The following is an 18,838-nucleotide window of genomic DNA, read 5'->3' as shown; positions in this document are numbered from 1 at the left end:
ATCGGCTCAGGAATCGACAATTCTTCCTCTCGCAATTAAGTAAAACACTCCACAATACGAAGCCTAAAAAACTAAATGCTACAACTGTTGTGTGCCGCAGCTAGCAAGCCTCTGGGCAAGAGAATACATTCCCCATCGCCAAATTGTGCCTTTGAATGCCAAACTTGGAAAATGTCCTTGAGGAGCTATAAACACCCAGTTAGGATAAAGAATAAAGCCTTCTGCCATGTACCAACCGACTCGCGCGCTAAAAGTACACCAGTCCTGTGTGTAATCTGTGGGACTCCCACACTCTTGCCAAATTTTTATTTGCGTACTAAAACCGAATCTCCCGTCGCTGTATTTCAACCACAGGCGATCGATCATTCGCAAATCTAGACAGGGGAATTTCTGAACATCTTCCACACGCAACCAACCCTCTCTCTGCCTTCCCATAGTTTGAAGCATCACTCGGAGTGTTTCTTGATCAGCTTGCTTCCATTTACCAGCTTTCAGCATCTTCCCTAATGGCATGTAATCAAATAACGAGTCATATTCTGGTTGTTTCTCTAATGAAGGTTGCATAGCTGGAGGAATTTCAGGCGCTTCTAACGTTGGCTCAGTTCTTTGATCGCTTGCTTTTGTTTCAAGTTGCTTCCGTTCAGCAACCCGTTGTACAGTACCTCGAATACCGTGAGCTATGTCTGTTAGCGCTTCATCCTCATTACTCCACAACGTTACTGCTCTCGCATCTTTCGGTAACATCTGCAATTTTGCAAAAGGTGTATCTTGCCAATCACAAGGACACAGAATTACAGGAATCACAACAGCTTCCCCAGTCTCATGCCGGGTCATTGCCCGTTTCAGCTCCTCACTCCAACAATAGTCCGAACTAAGAAACGACGCACTCACCAACAGCAAAATAATGTCAGCAGTTCTCAAGTTACGATCGATTTCATCTTTCCATTCGCTGCCTGCTGGAATCAATCGATCGTGCCATTCCTGAATCACATTACTCCGCTTCAAAGCACTCAAATGCTCCGCGACTTTATCCCGCAGTGCCTCATCCTTGTGAGAGTAGGAGAAGAAGATACTGATTGACATCCTGAAACATCTCATACAGGCAGATATATTCTATCGTCCAATTTTAGTGATTTTAAGAGTCTTGTACACTAGGGGAGCATTGATCAAAATTTGGACGATGATCGAACTTCAACCTGATTTACAAACAGTTCTGCGCGATCGCTTACAGACGACACAAGCAAGGATCGCGGAACTTTGTCAGCGCTGGCAGATTCAAGAATTTGCAATATTTGGCTCTGTGTTGCGAAAAGATTTTCGACCGAATAGTGATGTTGATGTCCTCATTACTTTTGCGCCTCAGCATCCCTGGAATCTTTTCGATTTCATGGATTTACAACGCGAATTAGAGGCTCTCTTTGGCAGAAGCGTTGACTTAATTCAGAAAAAGGAACTTCAGAATCCTTACCGCCGCGCCAATATCCTGCAATCTCACCGAATCATCTATGCAGAATAACGATCGAGATACTGCTTCTCTCTGGGATATGTTGCGCGCAATTCAGCACATTCAAGAATTCACAAGTGGACTCACTGAAACAGGTTATCTTGACAGTCTGCTCATTCAAAGAGCGGTGGAGCGGGAACTAGAAATTTTGGGAGAAGCAGCACGTCGGGTTTCAACTGAATTTCAGCAAGCTCATCCTGAAATCGACTGGAGAAATACGATCGGGCTTCGGAATGTTATTGCTCATCGCTATGACCAAGTTGACCAAGAAATCGTTTGGAGAATCGTTGTCTCAGTTTTGCCAACCCTTCGCGAACAACTCGAAAGCTTGATACAAGAAAGGTAGGCAGCATAACACTACCTACCTGAAATGTAGATTAGACGGTGGGGAACGATTAGGTTCCAGAAGTCCAGGAGTTGATGTACTCGATTTGCGACTCGGTTAAGCTATCGATCGAGAAGCCCATTGCTTGTAATTTCAAGCGAGCAATTTCTTGATCTAACTCAGTCGGAACCGGGTAAACACCTGGCTCTAGCTTGCCTTTGTTCTGCACCAGATACTCTGCTGCCAAGGCTTGGTTTGCAAAGCTCATATCCATCACTGCGCTCGGGTGTCCTTCAGCGGCAGCCAAGTTCACCAAACGACCTTCACCCAAGACAACGACAGATTTGCCGCTCTTGAGGGTGTACTCTTCGGTGAAGTTCCGAACGGTCTTCACTTCGGTTGAGCGCTCTTTCAACGCTTCGAGATCGATTTCGATATCGAAGTGACCAGAGTTACACACGATCGCGCCATCTTTCATCGCATCGAAGTGGCTGCCATTGATCACGTGCTTGTTACCTGTCACGGTGATGAAGATATCGCCACGCTTCGCAGCTTCATCCATTGGCATGACTTGGAAACCGTCCATCACAGCTTCGATCGCTGCAACTGGGTTGATTTCCGTCACAATGACGTTTGCGCCTAATCCACGCGCACGGTTTGCAGTTCCCTTACCGCACCAGCCGTATCCTGCAACGACAATCGTTTTGCCAGCAAGCAGAATATTGGTCGCACGGATGATACCGTCGAGGGTGGATTGACCTGTGCCGTAACGGTTATCGAAGAAATGCTTGGTTTCAGCATCGTTCACGTTTACTGCCGGGAACGTCAGCGCACCGTCTCTTAACATCGCTTGAAGACGGACGATACCGGTTGTGGTTTCTTCTGTCGTTCCAATGAGGTCTTCGAGTTGGTGTTTGCGTTGTTGTACTAAAGTTGCAACGACATCACAACCGTCATCAATGATGAGGTTAGGACGGTGGTCAAGCGCGATTTGCACGTGCTTGTGGTAGGTATCGTTGTCTTCACCTTTGATAGCGAAAACGGGAATTTCGTAGTCAGCGACTAAGCTTGCTGCTACATCGTCTTGAGTTGACAGCGGATTACTTGCGATCAAAATCGCGTCAGCTCCACCAGCTTTGAGTGCAATCGCGAGATTTGCAGTCTCGGTCGTGACATGGCAACATGCGACGAGTCGAATGCCTTCAAACGGCTTCTCTTGAGCGAAACGATCGCGGATCTGCTTCAAGACGGGCATTTCCCGCCCAGCCCATTCGATCCGCTGTTTTCCAGCAGGTGCGAGGGCAAGGTCTTTGACTTCGTATTTCAAGCGGACGGGTGTTGCGGTCATGAAAATGTTCCTTTTTCAGAGAGACATCAGAGTTGGGGTGTAATTCCCCTTAACAAACTAACTTGCCGCTTCAAATTAATCCATCTCGTCGGAAAAATTCTTAGATATGGATCGCTGACGTAGCAAGTCATTCCCACTGTCAAGGGGGAAGTCACTAAAGTCAAGGTGATCAATAAAGCTTTTTAGGGGCTTTACAAAGCCTTGCTCGACTTCTTTGAAAGCTTAACCTTTCTTTAGGAACTGTGTGCACTTTACATATAAATCGGCTAATATAGTACATATATACCAAACACGGTGTGAGGGGATAAACCGCCCCATGTGAGACGGGAATTGCGCTAAAGCAGGCGAATTTTTGTAGTGGAATTTAACTACAATAGAAGAACGACACATTCTTTCCTTTCTATGAATACTTTTGTCCCGATCGGTCGATTTTTCTCGCTGCGAGATGGACGTGTTGGACAATATCTTTCGAGTCGAGTTTTAGTAGTGCGCACTCCGTTTCGGCGATCGCTGAGTCTTTGTTATTTCGGGTTTGACAAGCTGAATCAAGCTCAAAAATTTGCCCAATCGCTTGCCAGTTCTGGTTATCGATTCTCGGTGCAGAAAAGCCAAGTTTTGACTCAGTTTCCGTTTGAAATTAAGCTCATTGGCGACACTGAAATTGCAAAGCGCCTAGCCTATTGGGATCGCAAAGATCAGAAACAACTGCCCGAACTCCGCCGTAAAATTCTTGCCGCTTAAGCTTGAAATCGTAGCGATTTTGCACTACAATAGTACAAGTGATTCAAGGTTCTTGTTCCATGACGAAGCATTACATTCTTCAGCTTGATCCGAATGCCAAGTATGAATGGGATCGTTGTTCGTTACGTGACCCAATTACCGCCGATCGACCCGGTTTTGCAGAACTGATCGCGCAGGCAGTGGGCGAGCAACCCGGTTCTTATCTCGTGTCCGTCAAGATTGAAGTGCAGGTACTCGAGCAAGCTGCGCCTCAATCCCAACTGATTCCCCCGACTCTGACCGAATTGCCGTCTGAGTTAACGGCTCGTGTGCCTCAACTCGTCGCTTAAGGCTTGAAAGGCTGTCTGTTGTTCGTAGTCGGTGTCAAATTCTGACCCGATGGCTACTGACCACTTCATTATTTTCAGGATGTCAGTCATGAAACTTCGATTAGATCAATATCCCAGTGCGATCGCTCAAGCTTCTCAGCATGTGAATGAGCTAGAGCAAAATATCGCAGAAATTCGCTACCACATTGCTCGATTGGAAGGCAATGCCGATATGGTGGTGGCGTTTGAGACGGCGCTAAAAAATGACAACCAACGCAAAGCTCGGCGATTTGAAGTCCTGCAAGTGAATTCCGAGTATCAGCGGGCAGTGGATGCGCTGAATCGAGCCACGACCGAGAAGGCGAATGCATTTGCTCATCTCGAGCGGTTGCGGAACGAGTTCAGTGTCGCCAAGTTAGAAGCACGATTGACGATCGCGCAACAGTTGAGCGGTTTGGAAGCGCGTGAGTTAGTTGGTTTGTAAGACATTGAAACCCGGTTGGCAGCAGAGCGACGCAGCGTTCTGCTGCTTTTCTATGGAAACATCTGTACGATATATCAGCGTAAAAAAAGACCTTTACCATGTGCGGCAAGGTCGTTCAGTTGATTCAAGTTCTCAGAAGCATAGCGTAATCGAAGGTGGGGCTTTATGCAAGAAAGAGTGGTGGAGGTAATTCGGGAACTGATGAAAACCCAAGGGCTGAGCATTCGTCAGATTTCCGCCAAAATCGCTGAGGAGCATGGTGGGAGTGCATTAGGCTACACTCAGCAGATCAATCGGATTTTAAACGATCCTCAATATGAGCCGAGTTTCGCCACGGTGGAAAAAATTCTGGCAGCCTTAAAATTTTCGATGTGGCAGATGCCGATCAATTTGAAGACCGTAGAAGTGAGATTAGATCATCTGAGTCGTGAGATCTCAGAAATTAAATCCTCGATCGCTCAACTGATGTCAGAGATCGAAGGATTGACTAAACCCAAGACCTGAACCACATCCGCAATTTGTATTCATCTAGGGTCAGCGGTAAGCCGAGATAGATGGGCATCCAAAAGATAAAACTGATGGCACAAATTACCATCACACCAATCCCGATCGCACGAAATTCGCGGGTTCTAAACCAGCGATCGACGAGCCAAGCCAAGCCCATCCCGGCATATACCGATGAACCCATATAGTGATACAAAAACACACATCTCGATACAGGAACCCAGGGTAATAGATTCGCTACATAGCTAATCAGCAAAAATAAGACAATCCACAACTCTTGAGGCGGCAAAAAACTGAGTCTGGGCGCATTGGGGATAGCCAAACTCGGCAGGATCTTCCAGTGTTCGAGCAGTATCCAAACGAGAAATGCGATCGCGATCGACGAAAACCACCAAAGAAACGGATTCCCCAGGGCATGAACATCGTAAACAACCCGCCCTGGCTCAAGTACTAATGCCGAGTTTCCACTAGGGATCGGAGCGTTGACAGACTCGGTAACCTGGTAAAAATACGCAACAGGACGCAACATGGGTATCCAACTGTACCAGGTTGAACAATAAGGATGAATGTTTGATCCGCTGCCAACTCTTTGGTGATAAACCAGAATTTGTCTTTGAACTTCGAGAAAGTCAAACTCTGGATTGAGGTGAATATGAGGCAGCCAAATTAGCCAATAAACGAGTGCAGGAATTGCAGCGAAACAGAGTAAAAAATATAACAAATTAATCTGTGTAAGGCGATATAGAGACGAAGTCGGTAATGAATTGGTCGGAATTTGTTCACTTCCTTTTGAGCTTTGACGAAACCAATTCATCACACGAAAACTCCAGCCAATTCCCCACAATAAATAAATGCTTGCCAAGAACCATAAACCATTCCATTTGATTGAAGCAGACGCTGCAAAAAATACGCCGGATAATACCAGAGAAAAATTCAATCTTTTGGACGATCGTAAACTTAATAACAAACACCATTGCCCTAATAATCCGAATAGCACCAGATAGACATTATTGAGGGCATAACGAGACTCAACTAAGAATAGACCGTCCATCGCAGCAAGGCTTCCAGCGACGAGAGCATAGCTTCGGCGGCGGCTCAGCTGGAATGCGATCGCGGCAATAACCAGTGGAATAAATGAGCCTGTCAATGCATTTAGCCAGCGGTAACTCCAAGTACTCAGTGTGGAACCCGTGAGCGAATTAACAGTATCTCGACCGATCGGGATTTGATTGCCAATCCAAATTCCGATCGCGATCAAATATTTACTTAAAGGCGGATGTCCATCAAAAAAATTTGTGCCAGTCAGGTAGTTATTTGCAAACTTTGCATAGTAAACTTCATCAAAGACTAGGGTATTGAATCGCTCGAGTCCCCAAAATCGGAGACCCAACGAAACGAGAAATATTCCAAGTAGTCCTAGCCGAAACCATGCAATCGGCTTGATCGGTTGCTCAGTCTTCCGCATCACAGTTTGTTGGAGCCTATTTTTCTAGTCTTTCAGCATACTGATTTCTCAATGGATTTGGTAAATTTCTGTCACAAAAGACTTGATTTCTTCTATCAAATAATAAAAAATACGTTTGGTGAAGTTTCGTGAACGATTTGCATGACATCTTTGATTTGCTAAGGAGCATCTGCGATCGCAGCCAGGTTTGGTTCAGAGTCTGCGTGATTTCTTGGATATCCAAGCCCTATGCCTGAAAATCAATATTGAGTTGAGGAACCGATTATCATGATTCGCGTATTGCTGGCAGACGATCAGAACCTGATTCGAGAGGGTCTGAAAGCGCTTCTAGATCAAGAACCCGATCTACAAGTGATTGCGGATGTGGATAACGGCTATGACGCAGTGCAGCAGGCAGAGGCGCTCCTGCCCGATGTTGTGCTCATGGATTTGAAAATGCCTCGAATGGATGGAATTACAGCGACGCAGACTATTTGTGAACGTTGTCCAGACACGCGGGTTTTGGTCTTGACTGCTTCGGATGATGAAATTTCAGTGCGCAATGCTTTACAGGTCGGAGCACACGGCTACCTGCTGAAAGACATGTCCCCCGATGAATTGGCAAATGCGGTGCGGACGGCTCATAAGGGATTTACTCAGCTGAGTCCTGGGATTTTACAGAAAGCAATGGCTCCAGCGATCGAATTAGAAACGATGCCCATTGAAACCCCTGCCACAAATGTTTTGCCTTTCGTTCCGTCTCAGCGCCGCACGTCTTCGAGCAATTTACCGCCTGGATTTTCCAAGCTGACCGCCCGCGAACGTCAAGTTTTGCGCTTGATCGCAGAAGGCTCAAGTAATCGAGAAATTGCAAGAACTCTTGACATTTCCGAGGGCACCGTTAAGAACCACGTTGCGAGTATTTTAGGACGGCTGAATTTGCGGGATCGTACGCAAGCCGCGATCGTTGCCACATCAGTCATGCCCTTACTGAACTAGCGTTTTCTCGGACTCTGCTTAGAAATCCATGTGGTAATACTGTGCTGAAAGGAAACACGCTGTACAGAAAATACTCATGGCACACTTTATCTTAGACTTACCGACTTGGTTGAATAGTACGACGCATCTCGGCGATCTGTTCCAAACCATGCAATCGATCGATGTCACCATTTTTGCTCAAGAATTCAAACCGACTGATATCACCGGAGATGTCAGCAAAAGTTGGAATCACTTCGTCAGAACCGGACAAGTCTGGGCGTTCGTGATTGGAATCGTAGCTGGCTATCTGGCTAAAACTTTTACTTCGTTTGGCTAAGCAATGGGGTGGGGATGAAGAAATTTTATTTGGGCTTCATCCCTCATGTGATCGCGGTTTAGGGTAGGCTTAAAACTTGCAGTCGAGCGAGAAAAATTTCTCTTGAGTTCCCAGCCTTCTGAATCCTCTCAACCCTCCCAAACCTGGAGTCAACGCTTTGAATCTGCGTTGCATCCTGCGATCGCGCAGTTTAACGCCAGTATCGGGTTTGATATTGAATTAATTGAATACGATCTCACCGGATCTCAAGCTCACGCGAAAATGTTGGCAAAGACCGGCATCATTTCTGAAGCGGAAGGTGAGCAACTTGTCACAGGATTAGAGCAGATCCGCCAAGAATACCGTGCCGGACAATTTCAACCCGGAGTGGATGCAGAAGATGTCCATTTTGCGGTGGAGCGGCGCTTGACCGAGATTACGGGCGATGTTGGCAAGAAGTTGCACACGGCACGATCGCGCAATGATCAAGTCGGAACTGATACCCGGCTCTACTTGCGCTCGCAAATTCAAGACATTCAGCAGCAGCTTCGAGAATTTCAAACCGTCTTGCTGGATTTGGCACAGCAGCATGTGAGAACGCTGATTCCGGGTTATACGCACTTACAGCGCGCCCAGCCGATTAGTTTGGCGCATCACTTGCTGGCGTATTTTGAGATGGCGCAGCGAGATTGGACGCGGCTTGGAGAAATTTATCAGCGGGTGAATGTATCGCCTTTAGGTTCAGGTGCGTTAGCAGGCACAACGTTTCCGATTGATCGACACTATGCTGCTGAGTTACTCGAATTTGGCGGATTGTATGAGAACAGTTTAGATGGCGTGAGCGATCGAGATTTTGCGATCGAATTTCTCTGTGCTGCCAGTCTAATCATGGTGCATCTTAGCCGCCTATCAGAAGAAGTGATTTTCTGGGCATCGCAAGAGTTCAGTTTTGTGGCGCTGAAAGATAGCTGTGCGACGGGTTCGAGTATCATGCCCCAGAAGAAGAATCCCGACGTTCCAGAATTAGTGCGCGGAAAAACAGGACGGGTGTTTGGACATTTGCAAGGCATGTTGGTGCTGATGAAAGGCTTACCTCTCGCTTACAACAAGGATTTGCAAGAAGACAAAGAAGCCTTGTTTGACGCGGTGAAAACAGTCCGGGCATGTCTAGAAGCGATGACCATTCTATTCCGTGAAGGATTGGAATTTAAGACGACGCGGCTAAATCAAGCCGTATCTGAGGACTTTTCTAACGCGACAGACGTGGCAGATTATTTAGCGGCAAAAGGTGTGCCTTTCCGAGTGGCATATAATCTGGTCGGTAAAGTCGTGCGATCGTGTTTAGCAGAAAATAAATTGCTCAAAGATCTGTCGCTCACTGAATGGCAGGAATTGCATCCAGCCTTTGAGGAAGATATTTACGAAGCGATTGCCCCTGTTCAAGTGGTTGCGGCTCGAAATAGTTTCGGGGGAACAGGATTTGAGCAGGTTGAACGGGCGATCGCGTCGGCAAAACAACGATTAGGGTAACAACTATGGCGCTGAAAGTGGGCGATCGCGCTCCTGATTTTTCACTCCCTGATACCGATGGAAATCTCGTTAATCTAGTGGATTTACGCGGCAAACGGGTGATCTTATATTTCTACCCTCGCGATAATACACCAGGCTGTATCAAAGAAGCTTGTGGTTTTCGGGATGCCTATGCCGATTATCAAGCTCAAGACTTCGTAGTGTTAGGGGTGAGTACAGACGATGCAAAATCGCATGCGAAGTTTGTTAAAAAGCACAATCTTCCATTCCCCTTACTTTGTGATGAAGGCGGGAAAGTTGCGGAGACTTACGATAGTTTTGGTCTAAAGAAATTTATGGGTAAAGAGTATTTAGGCATTACCCGGAATACATTTGTGATTAGTCCAGATGGTACGATCGAGAAAATCTACCTCAAAGTTAAGCCAGAGTTTCATGCGGCTCAAGTTCTCGCGGATCTAGCCTGAACTACAACGTTAGATTTCTTTGTGCTCAGGGTATTACTCAGACATCCCTACAAATTCTGTTCCCTAAGTTTATGAGTCGGTTGTGGCACTTTTTTCAAACTGTTTTAGGGGTGGTTTTCCGTCATCCTGTGACTGGCACAAGCATTATTACGGTGTTGCCAGACGATCGCATTGTGTTGATTCGTCGCCGTGACAATGGCTTATGGGGCTTGCCGGGGGGAATTGTCGATTGGGGGGAAGATTTACCAACGGCGATTCGGCGTGAATTATTTGAAGAAACAGGGTTAGAACTGACCAAAATTCGCCGCTTAGTTGGAATTTATTCGGCTCCCGATCGCGATCCGAGAATGCATTCGATCTGTGTGGTCGTTGAGGTCGAAGCAACAGGCAAGTTTAAGCCGAAAGATGTCAATGAAGTCTTGGATGTGAAAGCTTTCCATTGTTCGCAGTTGCCGCCCGGAAAGCTTTCTCATGACCATGGTCAGCAACTGCAAGATTACTTTGCAGGACGCACTACGCTCGCCTAAAGCAAGGAATTTAAACTGAGTTCAATGATTTCAAATCCTGGCGGAAATGAGTTGGATCGCACGCGAAGCTTGCATCCGAACGGTTCCAGGTTAAATCTGAAACAGTTGCAAATAGCTTGATATCCATTGCTCTCCCCAAAAGAGACTTAACCCCGCTCCCAAAGCCAAAAATGGACCAAACGGCATCGCTTGCCGCCGCGCCAATTTTCCAAGCGAGAGTGCCCAAAGTCCAGCAATTGATCCAGTCAAACAACCCAAGAAACCCGTCAATAACAACAGCTTCCACCCTAACCAAGCTCCTATCATTGCCATCAGCTTTGAATCACCTGCTCCCATTGCGGTCTGTCCGAGCATCATCGATGCCACAATTGAGATCGCATCCAATAGCCAAATTCCGACAATTGCTCCAATCACTCCCGTCATAAAATGCTGAATTGCTCCTGGTATTCCTGCGATCGAGAACCCAACGATCGCTTGAAACACCAATCCCAACACTAATCCTGATTGCGTCAAGGAATTGGGCAACAGCATGGTGTCGAAGTCGATCATCGACAGCGCCAAGAGCCAACTAATAAATGCCCAAAATCCCAGCGTTTGCAGCGAAAGATTGAAAACCGCAAAGACTAGGACAAAAAGCATCCCGGTTGTGGCTTCTATCAATGGGTAGCGAGGGGAGATCGGACTCTTACAATGTCCACATTTTCCTTTTAGTCTGAGCCATCCAAACACCGGAATGTTCTCGCGTTTTCTCAAGCGAGTTAGACAATGCGGACAGCGCGAAGGCGGATAGATCAAAGATAAACCAGCAGGTAAACGGTAGATGACCACATTGAGAAAACTACCGATCGATGCACCGATAAAAAAGACAATCAGAAAAGCTGGAATTGCGAGAATGTCCATCACTTGAGACAAGTATTAGGGCAACTTCATTTAACTCGATCGAATTCAATTCAGCGCCCTAACCCTTCAATTCTCGTATTTTTACTCAATCAATTCAAACGGCACAAAACATTCTTGAGGCAGCAAAATCGGTTTCCCCGAAAAAATAATTTTGCCGCGATGCGTAATCCGATTAATCGCGACCCCTAATGGTCGATCGATATCGGGATGTACCGAAAAATAAGTTTCATAGATCAGTCGCGCCGATTGAATGAGAGTCGGATCCAGATAAGTTGAAAAATCATCTACATCCATTTCTTGATCAACTTTCGTCAAAACATCCATCTTCAGTCACATAGAGATTGACTGTATACTATGCCAAAAATTGCAACTGGAGCGCAAAAAAAGTTAGTTTATTGAGCCTGAGTATCTTCCTACTTGCCACTCTCTACTCCTCATCTTCACAAATGTAATGTTCTCCTCACGAAGTTCATTGAAATTAGATTAAATTCACCTAACGGTTAGTGAGGAAAGCGATGACAACAGTTTAGAATTCAGAGATACCATTGCCAATCCTGAGCTACTCCAGTGTCAGTTACTCGGTTCCTCCGCAAAAGCGGATTCATTCGTCGCCAGACTTTCCTCGCTGTGATGGTCTTCCCAGACGAAGCCTCAGTGTTTCAAGCCTATCGTTTGCTGCATTATCACGGTATTTCGCCCGAACATCTCGCGATCGTGGGCGCGGGTTATAGCAATCCCGAACATGTCGGTTTGCTTAAACCGATGCAGCTTGCTATCCGCAAAGCTCGATTTCTCAGCATTATCTTGGGCACCTTGGGCGCGATCGCTGGATTGGGTTTGTTTCTTGCTGCCCAGTTCGATCTGATTCAGATGACAGAATTAGAATCGCCATTTTTAGTACCAGCTTTATCGATCGTCAGCGGATTTTTTGGCGCAGTCATTGGCGCATTATTCGGGCTGTTTGGTGAAGGAACGACGGCGAGTATTTATCGACATCATCTCGATCGTGGGCAGTATTTGCTGATGATCGAAGGCTCCGAACGGCTTGTGCGCTGGGGACAAGAAATCTTAAGCCACTATTCAACCTCTAGTAGTTTGTATTGATGGCAACAGCAGACGAATTCGATCGGGCAATGATGCAGCGGTGTCTGGAGTTGGCGAGGCGAGCAATTGGGCGTACGGCTCCAAATCCCATGGTCGGCTGTGTGATTGTGGCAGATGGTGAAATTGTGGGCGAGGGGTTTCATCCGAAAACGGGAGAGCCTCACGCTGAGGTGTTTGCGCTGCAGCAAGCGGGTGCGCGATCGCGCAACGCGACTCTCTATGTCAATCTAGAACCCTGTAATCACTTTGGTCGAACTCCGCCTTGTTCTCAAGCAGTCGTGAAAGCTGGACTGAAGCGAGTGGTCGTCGGCATGGTTGACCCGAATCCGCAAGTTGCAGGCAAGGGAATTGCAACGCTTGAGAATGCAGGGATTGAAGTCACGGTTGGTGTTGAAGAAGAAGCATGTCAGACGTTAAATGAAGCCTTTGTGCATCGAATTTTAAATCGTCGCCCGTTTGGGATTCTCAAATATGCCATGACCTTGGATGGAAAAATTGCGGCAACATCGGGTCATAGTAGCTGGGTGACTGGGCAAATGTCGCGGCGGCGTGTTCACCAGTTACGGACGCAGTGTGATGCGATCGTCATTGGTGGCAATACAGTTCGCAAAGATAATCCTGAATTAACCACGCATGGACTTTCAGAGTGGCAACCCTTGCGGGTCGTCATGAGCCGCAATTTGGATTTACCAACACTGGCGAATCTCTGGAAGACTGAGATTGCTCGAACTGTCGTATTTACAGGGCTGAATGCCAATTCAGACATTCAAGAAAAATTGAGCCAGCAAGGTGTTGAAGTTGTGAATTTGGAGACGACTACGCCTGCTGCGGTGATGGAGAATCTCTACGATCGCGGAATGAATACTGTGCTTTGGGAATGTGGTGGAAATCTAGCAGCGCAAGCAATTCGCCAAAGTTGTGTGCAAAAAGTATGGGCATTTGTTGCGCCGAAAATTATTGGTGGAGAGCACGCACCAACGCCGATTGCAGAATTAGGACTCAATCAGATGACCGATGCGATTCCGTTAACGCGGGTGACCTGGAGCACGATCGAATCAGATTTACTAATCGAAGGCTATTTAGGCTAAGCGTTCATAGGCTAAATCCCGAATCAAAGCGAGCCGAGAATAAACATAAGTCGAGAGCAGCGAATTCTCTTCTGAGTTGAGGGGTTGCTGCGTATTCACTTGGCGCAGAAGAGACTGCACCAAGTTTGCATCATCTAGGTTAACCAGATGAGTGGCTTGGGTCGTCTCTACCAGCGCCCAGAGTTGACGAATCAAAGATGGGTTCATAGGAACAAAGGATGAGGTTGCTGTTTCCACAATACTGAATCTGCCTATCCTGAAAGCCAGACATTACAAGCTGAAATAACAGTTATTAAAAGATTATTCTGCGCCTGTATATCGACAGGACAGTCGAAAATATTGTGACTTTCCTTCATCCTTTCACACATTAGCGGTAGGCTGCTATCGGTTCTTTGATGAAGCGGATATACAGATGTTTGAAAGTTGATTTCAGAACGCGAGGCGCACCAAAATCAATGGGCATCATTTTGTCAGGAAGCTGCCAATCTGAAATCTGTAGATCTACGGGTTGAAGCAGTGGAAAGTCAATTGCATCAATGTCCGAACAGAGTCCTAATCGCTGGCTAGCTACAATCGTCGGTACAGTGTTGGGATCGACTTGTAGAATGTCAACGATCGCTCGGTCAAGAGAAAATATATCACGCGATGCTCCCAATACGCCTAAATCTTTTGGTTCACCGCCGCTTGGTCCATTACCTTCGTGTCCGATGATGCCATCTACGATCGTTAAATCTGGATCGATTGTTCGCGCTGTCTCAACTAACATCGTGCCAAAACGAGATTGATCTTTCCCCGCTTCCATGTGCCACCAAGCTTTCATTTTGCCTGGAACACATCCGAATAAATTTTTCACACCCATTGTGACAGTCAATTGCATGTGCGATTTGACTTTAGGTAGATTGATCACGACATCCGCTTCGATCGCTTGTTTACAGAGCAATAAATGATTGAATTCTTCACCAACTGTTTCATACCGTTTGCCTTTGAATTCAACGATCGGTAAATTGAGCGACTCAGTGAGTTCGAGATAACCACTTGCCTTTGCGACTCCTAGAGCGCTGCCAAAGGCGGGACTATCTCCTAAGAATGGCTTTCCACCTGCTTCCTGCACCATTTTCGCAACGCAGTAGGCAATCTCAGGACGCGTCACGCATTCTTTTCCGGGGCGGGCACCCGTCAGGAGATTGGGTTTGAGTAAAACGCGATCGCCCGATTTGACGATGCTGCTGATTCCGCCCAGAGGTTCAAGCAATGCTTCGAGTGCAGCCCGAAGTTCTGTTAAATCGTAAGAGGTAGCACGCAGCAGACTAACGGTTGGTTTCATACGCTTAGAAGGTTTTTTATTACTTTAACCGCGATCGAAAAATCCTATTGCAAAAGCACGCTCAGAATTTTGCACATTTTTTGGGAGTGCTGACTGAGTGAGGTCGAGTTACCTTGTGGAAGCGCAAACGGATGCAGACAAGAAGGCAATTCTAGAGTGCAGTGCTAGACTAACGATCAATCAGCAAACCTGCTGAAACCAAACCGTCATTTTTTCAGATTCGCTGGAACCTCTTCAGGTACAACCCAGTAATAAACCGTTGTTCCGCCAACGTTCACGACTTGATCAGGTTTCCAATCGCCCATATCAAAAGCATGAGACACAATCCGTGTGCCTGGTTTCAACTGCAATAATTTAGGACGCAATTCGAGATTGATCCGAGGTAAAAGATAGAGCGAAATCACAGTCGCCTTGCTTAGATCTGTTTTAAATAAATCTTGCTGAGCAAACTTCACCAGATCACTCACGCCTTCTTTTTGGGCATTTGCGTTTGCTTCTTGAATCCGTTGCGGATCGATATCTACTCCAAATCCACGAGTTCCGAATCGTTTTGCTGCGGTAATAGGAATCCGACCATCTCCGCTTCCCAGGTCATACAGCACATCATTCTTCCCAACTTTCGCAACTTTGAGCATGGCATCAACCACTTCAGTGGGAGTAGGCACGTAAGGCACATCAAGCTGCGGAGACTCTTCGACTTGAGCTTGTTGCGGTGCTGCGGAAGGTTCAGGGGTTGCAGTTGGAGTAGAAGTTTGAGCACATCCAGTCAATGCCAAACTGACAAGACTGATAGTGATCATGAAAGTCTTAATCGTCATATCTCAGTTCTCCTAGAGCTTTATCGAAGTTGATTTTGCCGATATAGCACTGGAATTCCCAATGCTAGAACAACTACGCCTGCGATCGCACCCGTTTTCACATACACCAAGCTCGAATACAGCAAGTACCCACAAATTAGACAGAACAAGATTGGCGTGATGGGATAAAACGGAACGCGAAATCCATTTTCCTGAAGTGGCTCCTGCGATCGCAAAATAAATACGGAAATCCCAACCAGCAAGAAAAAGAACCAAAACACTGGAGCTGTATAATCCACCATTGCTTCAAAACCCTTGCGTGTTAGTACTCCTAGTCCAATCAAAAACAAGGAGATTGCGCCTTGTACAAGTAGAGCGGTGGTTGGAGTATTCTGCTGTGATCGCCAAGTTCCTAAAGCCCGAAATACTGAGAAATCTTGTCCCAAAGCATAGTTTGTCCGTGCTCCAGTAAAAATCGTTGCATTCATCGCTCCTAATGCTGAAATAGCAACGAGGACGCTAATAAACACAACTCCAGGTTGTCCAAATGCTCGTCGCATGAGTTCTGCTGCTACCGCAGGCGAGTTTGCCATTGCACTGATGCCGAGTCCATGCAGATAAGCTGCATTAATTGCAACATAGATCGCTGTGATAATGCCAATACTCCAAAGCAGCGATCGCACAATATTTCGCCGAGGATTCTGAATCTCAGCAGAGATATAGGCGGCTTCATTCCAGCCTCCATAAGACAGCAAGACGAGAATCATTGCGAGTCCCCAACTGAGTGAGGATTTTGACTCGGTTACAACAGGTGCAGCAGTCGGCGATGTGAAGAGTCCAATTATGACAACTAAGATCAGCCCAACGACTTTTGCCGCACTTAAAGCATTCTGTACTCCCTTGCCCAAGCGCAATCCTGCTAAATTGATCACAGTAAAAAGAACAATTGCGCCTGCGGCATAGATCGGAGTCGAGAAGTTACCCAACGAAAAAATCTCAGAGGCATAATCACCAAAAACAAAAGCAAGGAGAGCAATCGAGCCAGTTTGCACAATCGTCATTCTTGCCCAAGCGAACAGAAACGCGATCGCGTTTCCATAAGCTCGCTGTAAGTAGTAGTAATTACCACCCACATGAGGATAATTCGTTGCTAGCTCCGCATAGCACAATGCTCCAATCAGAGACACAACGCCTCCTGCAATCCACGCCAACAGAGCAGCCGAATTTGTTCCAGTATTCGCTGCAACCAATGCAGGGGTTTCAAAAATCCCTGCTCCAATCACAATCCCAACAATCAACGCGATCGCATCAAACAAATTTAATGTAGTCTTGGGTCTAGCAGACTCAACTTGGGTAGTAGAAGCAATCGAGCCAGAAGAGTTGGGTAAACCCATAGCGACACCTAATTAACAATGATTGCTATCGCAACCTTAGCACCGGATTTTAATGTACTGAGGGAACGGACGCGATCTAACTTTCGATAGAGATCAAGAGCTTTTCTACAATCTCCATCCTTAGGAAAAGCGATCACTCTATGGTATGGGTAATATAGTTTCAGAAGCAAAAATTTCCCATTCTACTCCCATTCACGAAAATTGCTCACAAAATTATGAAAATGATCGCATACTTGCATCGAGCTGGCGAAAATAAGTCCCCAGACCACGCGCAGATCAAGCAAATCCGTTCTGGGAACCTCTGCGTTCGGATTTTGAGCGTGTTGATGGGATGCGCGATCGCTGGATTCACTCAAATCGCAATGGCACAGGAGCTTCTGAGAAAAGGAAGTTCGGGGCAAGCAGTGGTCGAATTGCAGAATCGCTTACAAGAGCTAAATTGCTATGACGGTTCCATAACTGGATACTTTGGCGATCAGACCGAAACAGCGGTCATTCGATGCCAGCAACAATTTGGAATTGAAGCCGATGGAATTGTTGGTGCATCAACGTATAACGCTTTGGGGATTGGAACGACTGTAAATCCCGATACAGGTTTTGAGAATCAGTTCGGCGATCGATTACGAGTGGGCGATCGAGGGTCACGTGTACAACAGTTACAACAGCAATTACAAGCTGCCGGATACTATTACAGCGAGATCGATGGCGTATTTGGCTCTGCTACTCAAAGCGCTGTGATTCAGCTTCAGAGAGACTTCAGATTGCCTGAAACAGGCGAGGCTGATGCTTCAGTTTATGCAGTATTAGATCGAGGAAGTGTGCCTACCTCCCCGACGAACAGACCCGGAACAGGCTTACAGCGTGGAGATAGGGGAACCCAAGTGAGCGAACTCCAACAACAACTCAACCGATTAGGGTATTCAGTTCGAGTAGACGGTATTTTTGGGGCAAGTACAGAAGCAGCCGTCTTAGATTTTCAGCAGAGGAACCTGCTTGCAACGACGGGTGAGGCAGATGCACGAACGCTGAATCAAATCAGACAAAGTGCAGAATCTTCTGCCTCGCTGAATGTTCGTCGCTATGTGGTCATTGTTCCGATCCCTACAACAACAGAGTGGAGTCGGGTACTCAACATTGCGCCTAGTGCTACTCCTCGCAAGGATCGATTAGGAGACTACGCTGAAGTGAATCGTTACACGACACCCGAAGCAGCAGAGAGAATTGCCGCAAATTTGCGATCGCAAGGATTTCCCGATGCTCGTGTAATTTTTCGATAACGATTTTTCGATAACTTAGAGCGGTAAGAGCGATCGCTGACAGGTCGGACAAACGGCGTGAATTGTTAACTGGCAGTCTAGAATGTGGTATCCCTCTTTCTGGGCTGCTTTTGTACCGATTTTTAAGATCGGGTCACTTTTGAATTCGATCGTTTTATTACAGCGTACGCAAATCAAATGATGGTGATGATGGAAAGGCTGGTTAATCTCGTAATGCTTGTGACCCTCTGCTAATTCAAGCTCGCGCAGGATTCCCATTCGCGACATTAATTTCAGCGTGCGATAGATCGTCGATAAACTAATTCCCTCATTCTTTTCCTGAAGCTCATGATACAAATCTTCAGCACTGAGGTGTTGACCTTCAGGAAGCTTTTGAAAAACATTCAGAATAGTTTCACGTTGCGGAGTGAGCCGCCATCCTTTTTCATTCAGTTCCGCCTTTAGCGAGGCACTGGTATATACAGGAGCGTTTAGCATTGTC

Annotated in this window: 24 protein-coding genes; 14 read left to right on the top strand and 10 right to left on the bottom strand. The window is 46.5% G+C overall.

Going from position 1 to position 18,838, the window contains the following annotated elements; genetic code table 11:
- Nucleotides 1-78: 78 nt before the first annotated feature.
- Nucleotides 79-1,083: a GUN4 domain-containing protein gene (locus tag LEPBO_RS43260; RefSeq protein ID WP_017285930.1), complete on the bottom strand. Its 1,005-nt coding sequence runs from the start codon at nucleotides 1,081-1,083 to the stop codon at nucleotides 79-81.
- 97 nt (nucleotides 1,084-1,180) lie between these two features.
- Here LEPBO_RS43260 and LEPBO_RS0102385 point away from each other — a divergent pair, with 97 nt between their 5' ends.
- Nucleotides 1,181-1,516 (top strand): nucleotidyltransferase family protein, encoded by a 336-nt coding sequence (locus LEPBO_RS0102385; protein ID WP_017285929.1) that lies wholly within the window; start codon nucleotides 1,181-1,183, stop codon nucleotides 1,514-1,516.
- Complete coding sequence (locus tag LEPBO_RS0102380; RefSeq protein WP_017285928.1) at nucleotides 1,506-1,850, top strand: HepT-like ribonuclease domain-containing protein; 345 nt, start codon at nucleotides 1,506-1,508, stop codon at nucleotides 1,848-1,850. The genes LEPBO_RS0102385 and LEPBO_RS0102380 overlap by 11 nt, the downstream gene beginning before the upstream one ends.
- Nucleotides 1,851-1,899: 49 nt before the next feature.
- Here the strand turns inward: LEPBO_RS0102380 and ahcY are convergent, their stop codons facing one another.
- Nucleotides 1,900-3,177, bottom strand: a complete 1,278-nt coding sequence (ahcY, locus tag LEPBO_RS0102375; protein WP_017285927.1) for an adenosylhomocysteinase — start codon at nucleotides 3,175-3,177, stop codon at nucleotides 1,900-1,902.
- Between the two features lie 402 nt (nucleotides 3,178-3,579).
- Between ahcY and LEPBO_RS0102370 the strand changes: the two genes are divergently transcribed.
- The 4 genes from LEPBO_RS0102370 (at nucleotide 3,580) to LEPBO_RS0102355 (ending at nucleotide 5,214) form a co-directional block, all read left to right on the top strand.
- Complete coding sequence (locus LEPBO_RS0102370) at nucleotides 3,580-3,918, top strand: hypothetical protein (RefSeq protein ID WP_017285926.1); 339 nt, start codon at nucleotides 3,580-3,582, stop codon at nucleotides 3,916-3,918.
- Nucleotides 3,919-3,977: 59 nt separating this feature from the next.
- Entirely contained in the window at nucleotides 3,978-4,247 is a 270-nt protein-coding gene (locus LEPBO_RS0102365) for a hypothetical protein (RefSeq protein WP_017285925.1), read from the top strand.
- A gap of 88 nt (nucleotides 4,248-4,335) precedes the next feature.
- Nucleotides 4,336-4,710 (top strand): hypothetical protein, encoded by a 375-nt coding sequence (locus LEPBO_RS0102360; protein ID WP_017285924.1) that lies wholly within the window; start codon nucleotides 4,336-4,338, stop codon nucleotides 4,708-4,710.
- A 165-nt stretch (nucleotides 4,711-4,875) separates the two neighbouring features.
- Entirely contained in the window at nucleotides 4,876-5,214 is a 339-nt protein-coding gene (locus tag LEPBO_RS0102355; RefSeq protein WP_017285923.1) for a helix-turn-helix domain-containing protein, read from the top strand.
- Here the strand turns inward: LEPBO_RS0102355 and LEPBO_RS0102350 are convergent.
- Nucleotides 5,198-6,679, bottom strand: a complete 1,482-nt coding sequence (locus LEPBO_RS0102350; RefSeq protein WP_017285922.1) for a dolichyl-phosphate-mannose--protein mannosyltransferase — start codon at nucleotides 6,677-6,679, stop codon at nucleotides 5,198-5,200. The genes LEPBO_RS0102355 and LEPBO_RS0102350 overlap by 17 nt on opposite strands.
- A gap of 267 nt (nucleotides 6,680-6,946) precedes the next feature.
- On the opposite strand from LEPBO_RS0102350, the gene LEPBO_RS0102345 reads away from it, so the two are divergent.
- The 5 genes from LEPBO_RS0102345 to LEPBO_RS0102325 all read left to right on the top strand — a co-directional run bounded on the left by LEPBO_RS0102345 (nucleotide 6,947) and on the right by LEPBO_RS0102325 (nucleotide 10,473).
- Nucleotides 6,947-7,657, top strand: a complete 711-nt coding sequence (locus tag LEPBO_RS0102345) for a response regulator (protein ID WP_017285921.1) — start codon at nucleotides 6,947-6,949, stop codon at nucleotides 7,655-7,657.
- A gap of 76 nt (nucleotides 7,658-7,733) precedes the next feature.
- A complete protein-coding gene (locus tag LEPBO_RS35905; protein WP_017285920.1) occupies nucleotides 7,734-7,973 on the top strand; it encodes a hypothetical protein in 240 nt (79 codons plus the stop codon).
- Nucleotides 7,974-8,075: 102 nt separating this feature from the next.
- A complete protein-coding gene (gene argH / locus LEPBO_RS0102335; protein ID WP_017285919.1) occupies nucleotides 8,076-9,482 on the top strand; it encodes an argininosuccinate lyase in 1,407 nt (468 codons plus the stop codon).
- Nucleotides 9,483-9,487: 5 nt separating this feature from the next.
- Nucleotides 9,488-9,946 (top strand): thioredoxin-dependent thiol peroxidase, encoded by a 459-nt coding sequence (gene bcp / locus LEPBO_RS0102330; protein WP_017285918.1) that lies wholly within the window; start codon nucleotides 9,488-9,490, stop codon nucleotides 9,944-9,946.
- 71 nt (nucleotides 9,947-10,017) lie between these two features.
- Nucleotides 10,018-10,473 carry an NUDIX domain-containing protein gene (locus LEPBO_RS0102325; RefSeq protein WP_017285917.1) on the top strand — a complete coding sequence of 152 codons (456 nt, stop codon included), beginning with the start codon at nucleotides 10,018-10,020 and terminating at the stop codon, nucleotides 10,471-10,473.
- Nucleotides 10,474-10,563: 90 nt separating this feature from the next.
- Here LEPBO_RS0102325 and LEPBO_RS0102320 read toward each other — a convergent pair whose 3' ends face one another.
- Nucleotides 10,564-11,373: a prepilin peptidase gene (locus tag LEPBO_RS0102320; RefSeq protein ID WP_017285916.1), complete on the bottom strand. Its 810-nt coding sequence runs from the start codon at nucleotides 11,371-11,373 to the stop codon at nucleotides 10,564-10,566.
- Between the two features lie 81 nt (nucleotides 11,374-11,454).
- Nucleotides 11,455-11,697 carry a hypothetical protein gene (locus tag LEPBO_RS0102315; protein WP_017285915.1) on the bottom strand — a complete coding sequence of 81 codons (243 nt, stop codon included), beginning with the start codon at nucleotides 11,695-11,697 and terminating at the stop codon, nucleotides 11,455-11,457.
- Nucleotides 11,698-11,940: 243 nt separating this feature from the next.
- On the opposite strand from LEPBO_RS0102315, the gene LEPBO_RS0102310 reads away from it, so the two are divergent.
- Both LEPBO_RS0102310 and ribD read left to right on the top strand, forming a co-directional pair.
- Nucleotides 11,941-12,477 carry a hypothetical protein gene (locus LEPBO_RS0102310; protein ID WP_017285914.1) on the top strand — a complete coding sequence of 179 codons (537 nt, stop codon included), beginning with the start codon at nucleotides 11,941-11,943 and terminating at the stop codon, nucleotides 12,475-12,477.
- Complete coding sequence (ribD, locus tag LEPBO_RS0102305; RefSeq protein ID WP_017285913.1) at nucleotides 12,477-13,565, top strand: bifunctional diaminohydroxyphosphoribosylaminopyrimidine deaminase/5-amino-6-(5-phosphoribosylamino)uracil reductase RibD; 1,089 nt, start codon at nucleotides 12,477-12,479, stop codon at nucleotides 13,563-13,565. Before LEPBO_RS0102310 ends, ribD begins: the two co-directional genes overlap by 1 nt.
- On the opposite strand, the gene LEPBO_RS0102300 is transcribed toward ribD, so the two are convergent.
- The 4 genes from LEPBO_RS0102300 to LEPBO_RS0102285 form a co-directional block, all read right to left on the bottom strand.
- Nucleotides 13,557-13,772: a hypothetical protein gene (locus LEPBO_RS0102300; protein WP_017285912.1), complete on the bottom strand. Its 216-nt coding sequence runs from the start codon at nucleotides 13,770-13,772 to the stop codon at nucleotides 13,557-13,559. The genes ribD and LEPBO_RS0102300 overlap by 9 nt on opposite strands.
- A gap of 160 nt (nucleotides 13,773-13,932) precedes the next feature.
- Nucleotides 13,933-14,889 (bottom strand): DUF362 domain-containing protein, encoded by a 957-nt coding sequence (locus LEPBO_RS0102295; protein ID WP_017285911.1) that lies wholly within the window; start codon nucleotides 14,887-14,889, stop codon nucleotides 13,933-13,935.
- A gap of 206 nt (nucleotides 14,890-15,095) precedes the next feature.
- Entirely contained in the window at nucleotides 15,096-15,707 is a 612-nt protein-coding gene (locus LEPBO_RS0102290; RefSeq protein ID WP_017285910.1) for an SAM-dependent methyltransferase, read from the bottom strand.
- 20 nt (nucleotides 15,708-15,727) lie between these two features.
- Nucleotides 15,728-17,080 (bottom strand): APC family permease, encoded by a 1,353-nt coding sequence (locus LEPBO_RS0102285; protein ID WP_017285909.1) that lies wholly within the window; start codon nucleotides 17,078-17,080, stop codon nucleotides 15,728-15,730.
- Between the two features lie 215 nt (nucleotides 17,081-17,295).
- Between LEPBO_RS0102285 and LEPBO_RS0102280 the strand changes: the two genes are divergently transcribed.
- Nucleotides 17,296-18,357, top strand: a complete 1,062-nt coding sequence (locus LEPBO_RS0102280; RefSeq protein ID WP_017285908.1) for a peptidoglycan-binding domain-containing protein — start codon at nucleotides 17,296-17,298, stop codon at nucleotides 18,355-18,357.
- 15 nt (nucleotides 18,358-18,372) lie between these two features.
- On the opposite strand, the gene LEPBO_RS0102275 is transcribed toward LEPBO_RS0102280, so the two are convergent.
- The gene (locus tag LEPBO_RS0102275) at nucleotides 18,373-18,834 is read right to left on the bottom strand and encodes a Fur family transcriptional regulator (protein WP_017285907.1); all 462 of its coding nucleotides are present in this window, start codon (nucleotides 18,832-18,834) and stop codon (nucleotides 18,373-18,375) included.
- Nucleotides 18,835-18,838 lie beyond the last annotated feature (4 nt).

The sequence above is a fragment of the Leptolyngbya boryana PCC 6306 genome (genome assembly GCF_000353285.1).
GTDB lineage: Bacteria > Cyanobacteriota > Cyanobacteriia > Leptolyngbyales > Leptolyngbyaceae > Leptolyngbya > Leptolyngbya boryana.
The sequence above is the reverse complement of the archived record's forward strand: the minus strand, read 5'-3'. Positions and strand labels throughout refer to the sequence as shown.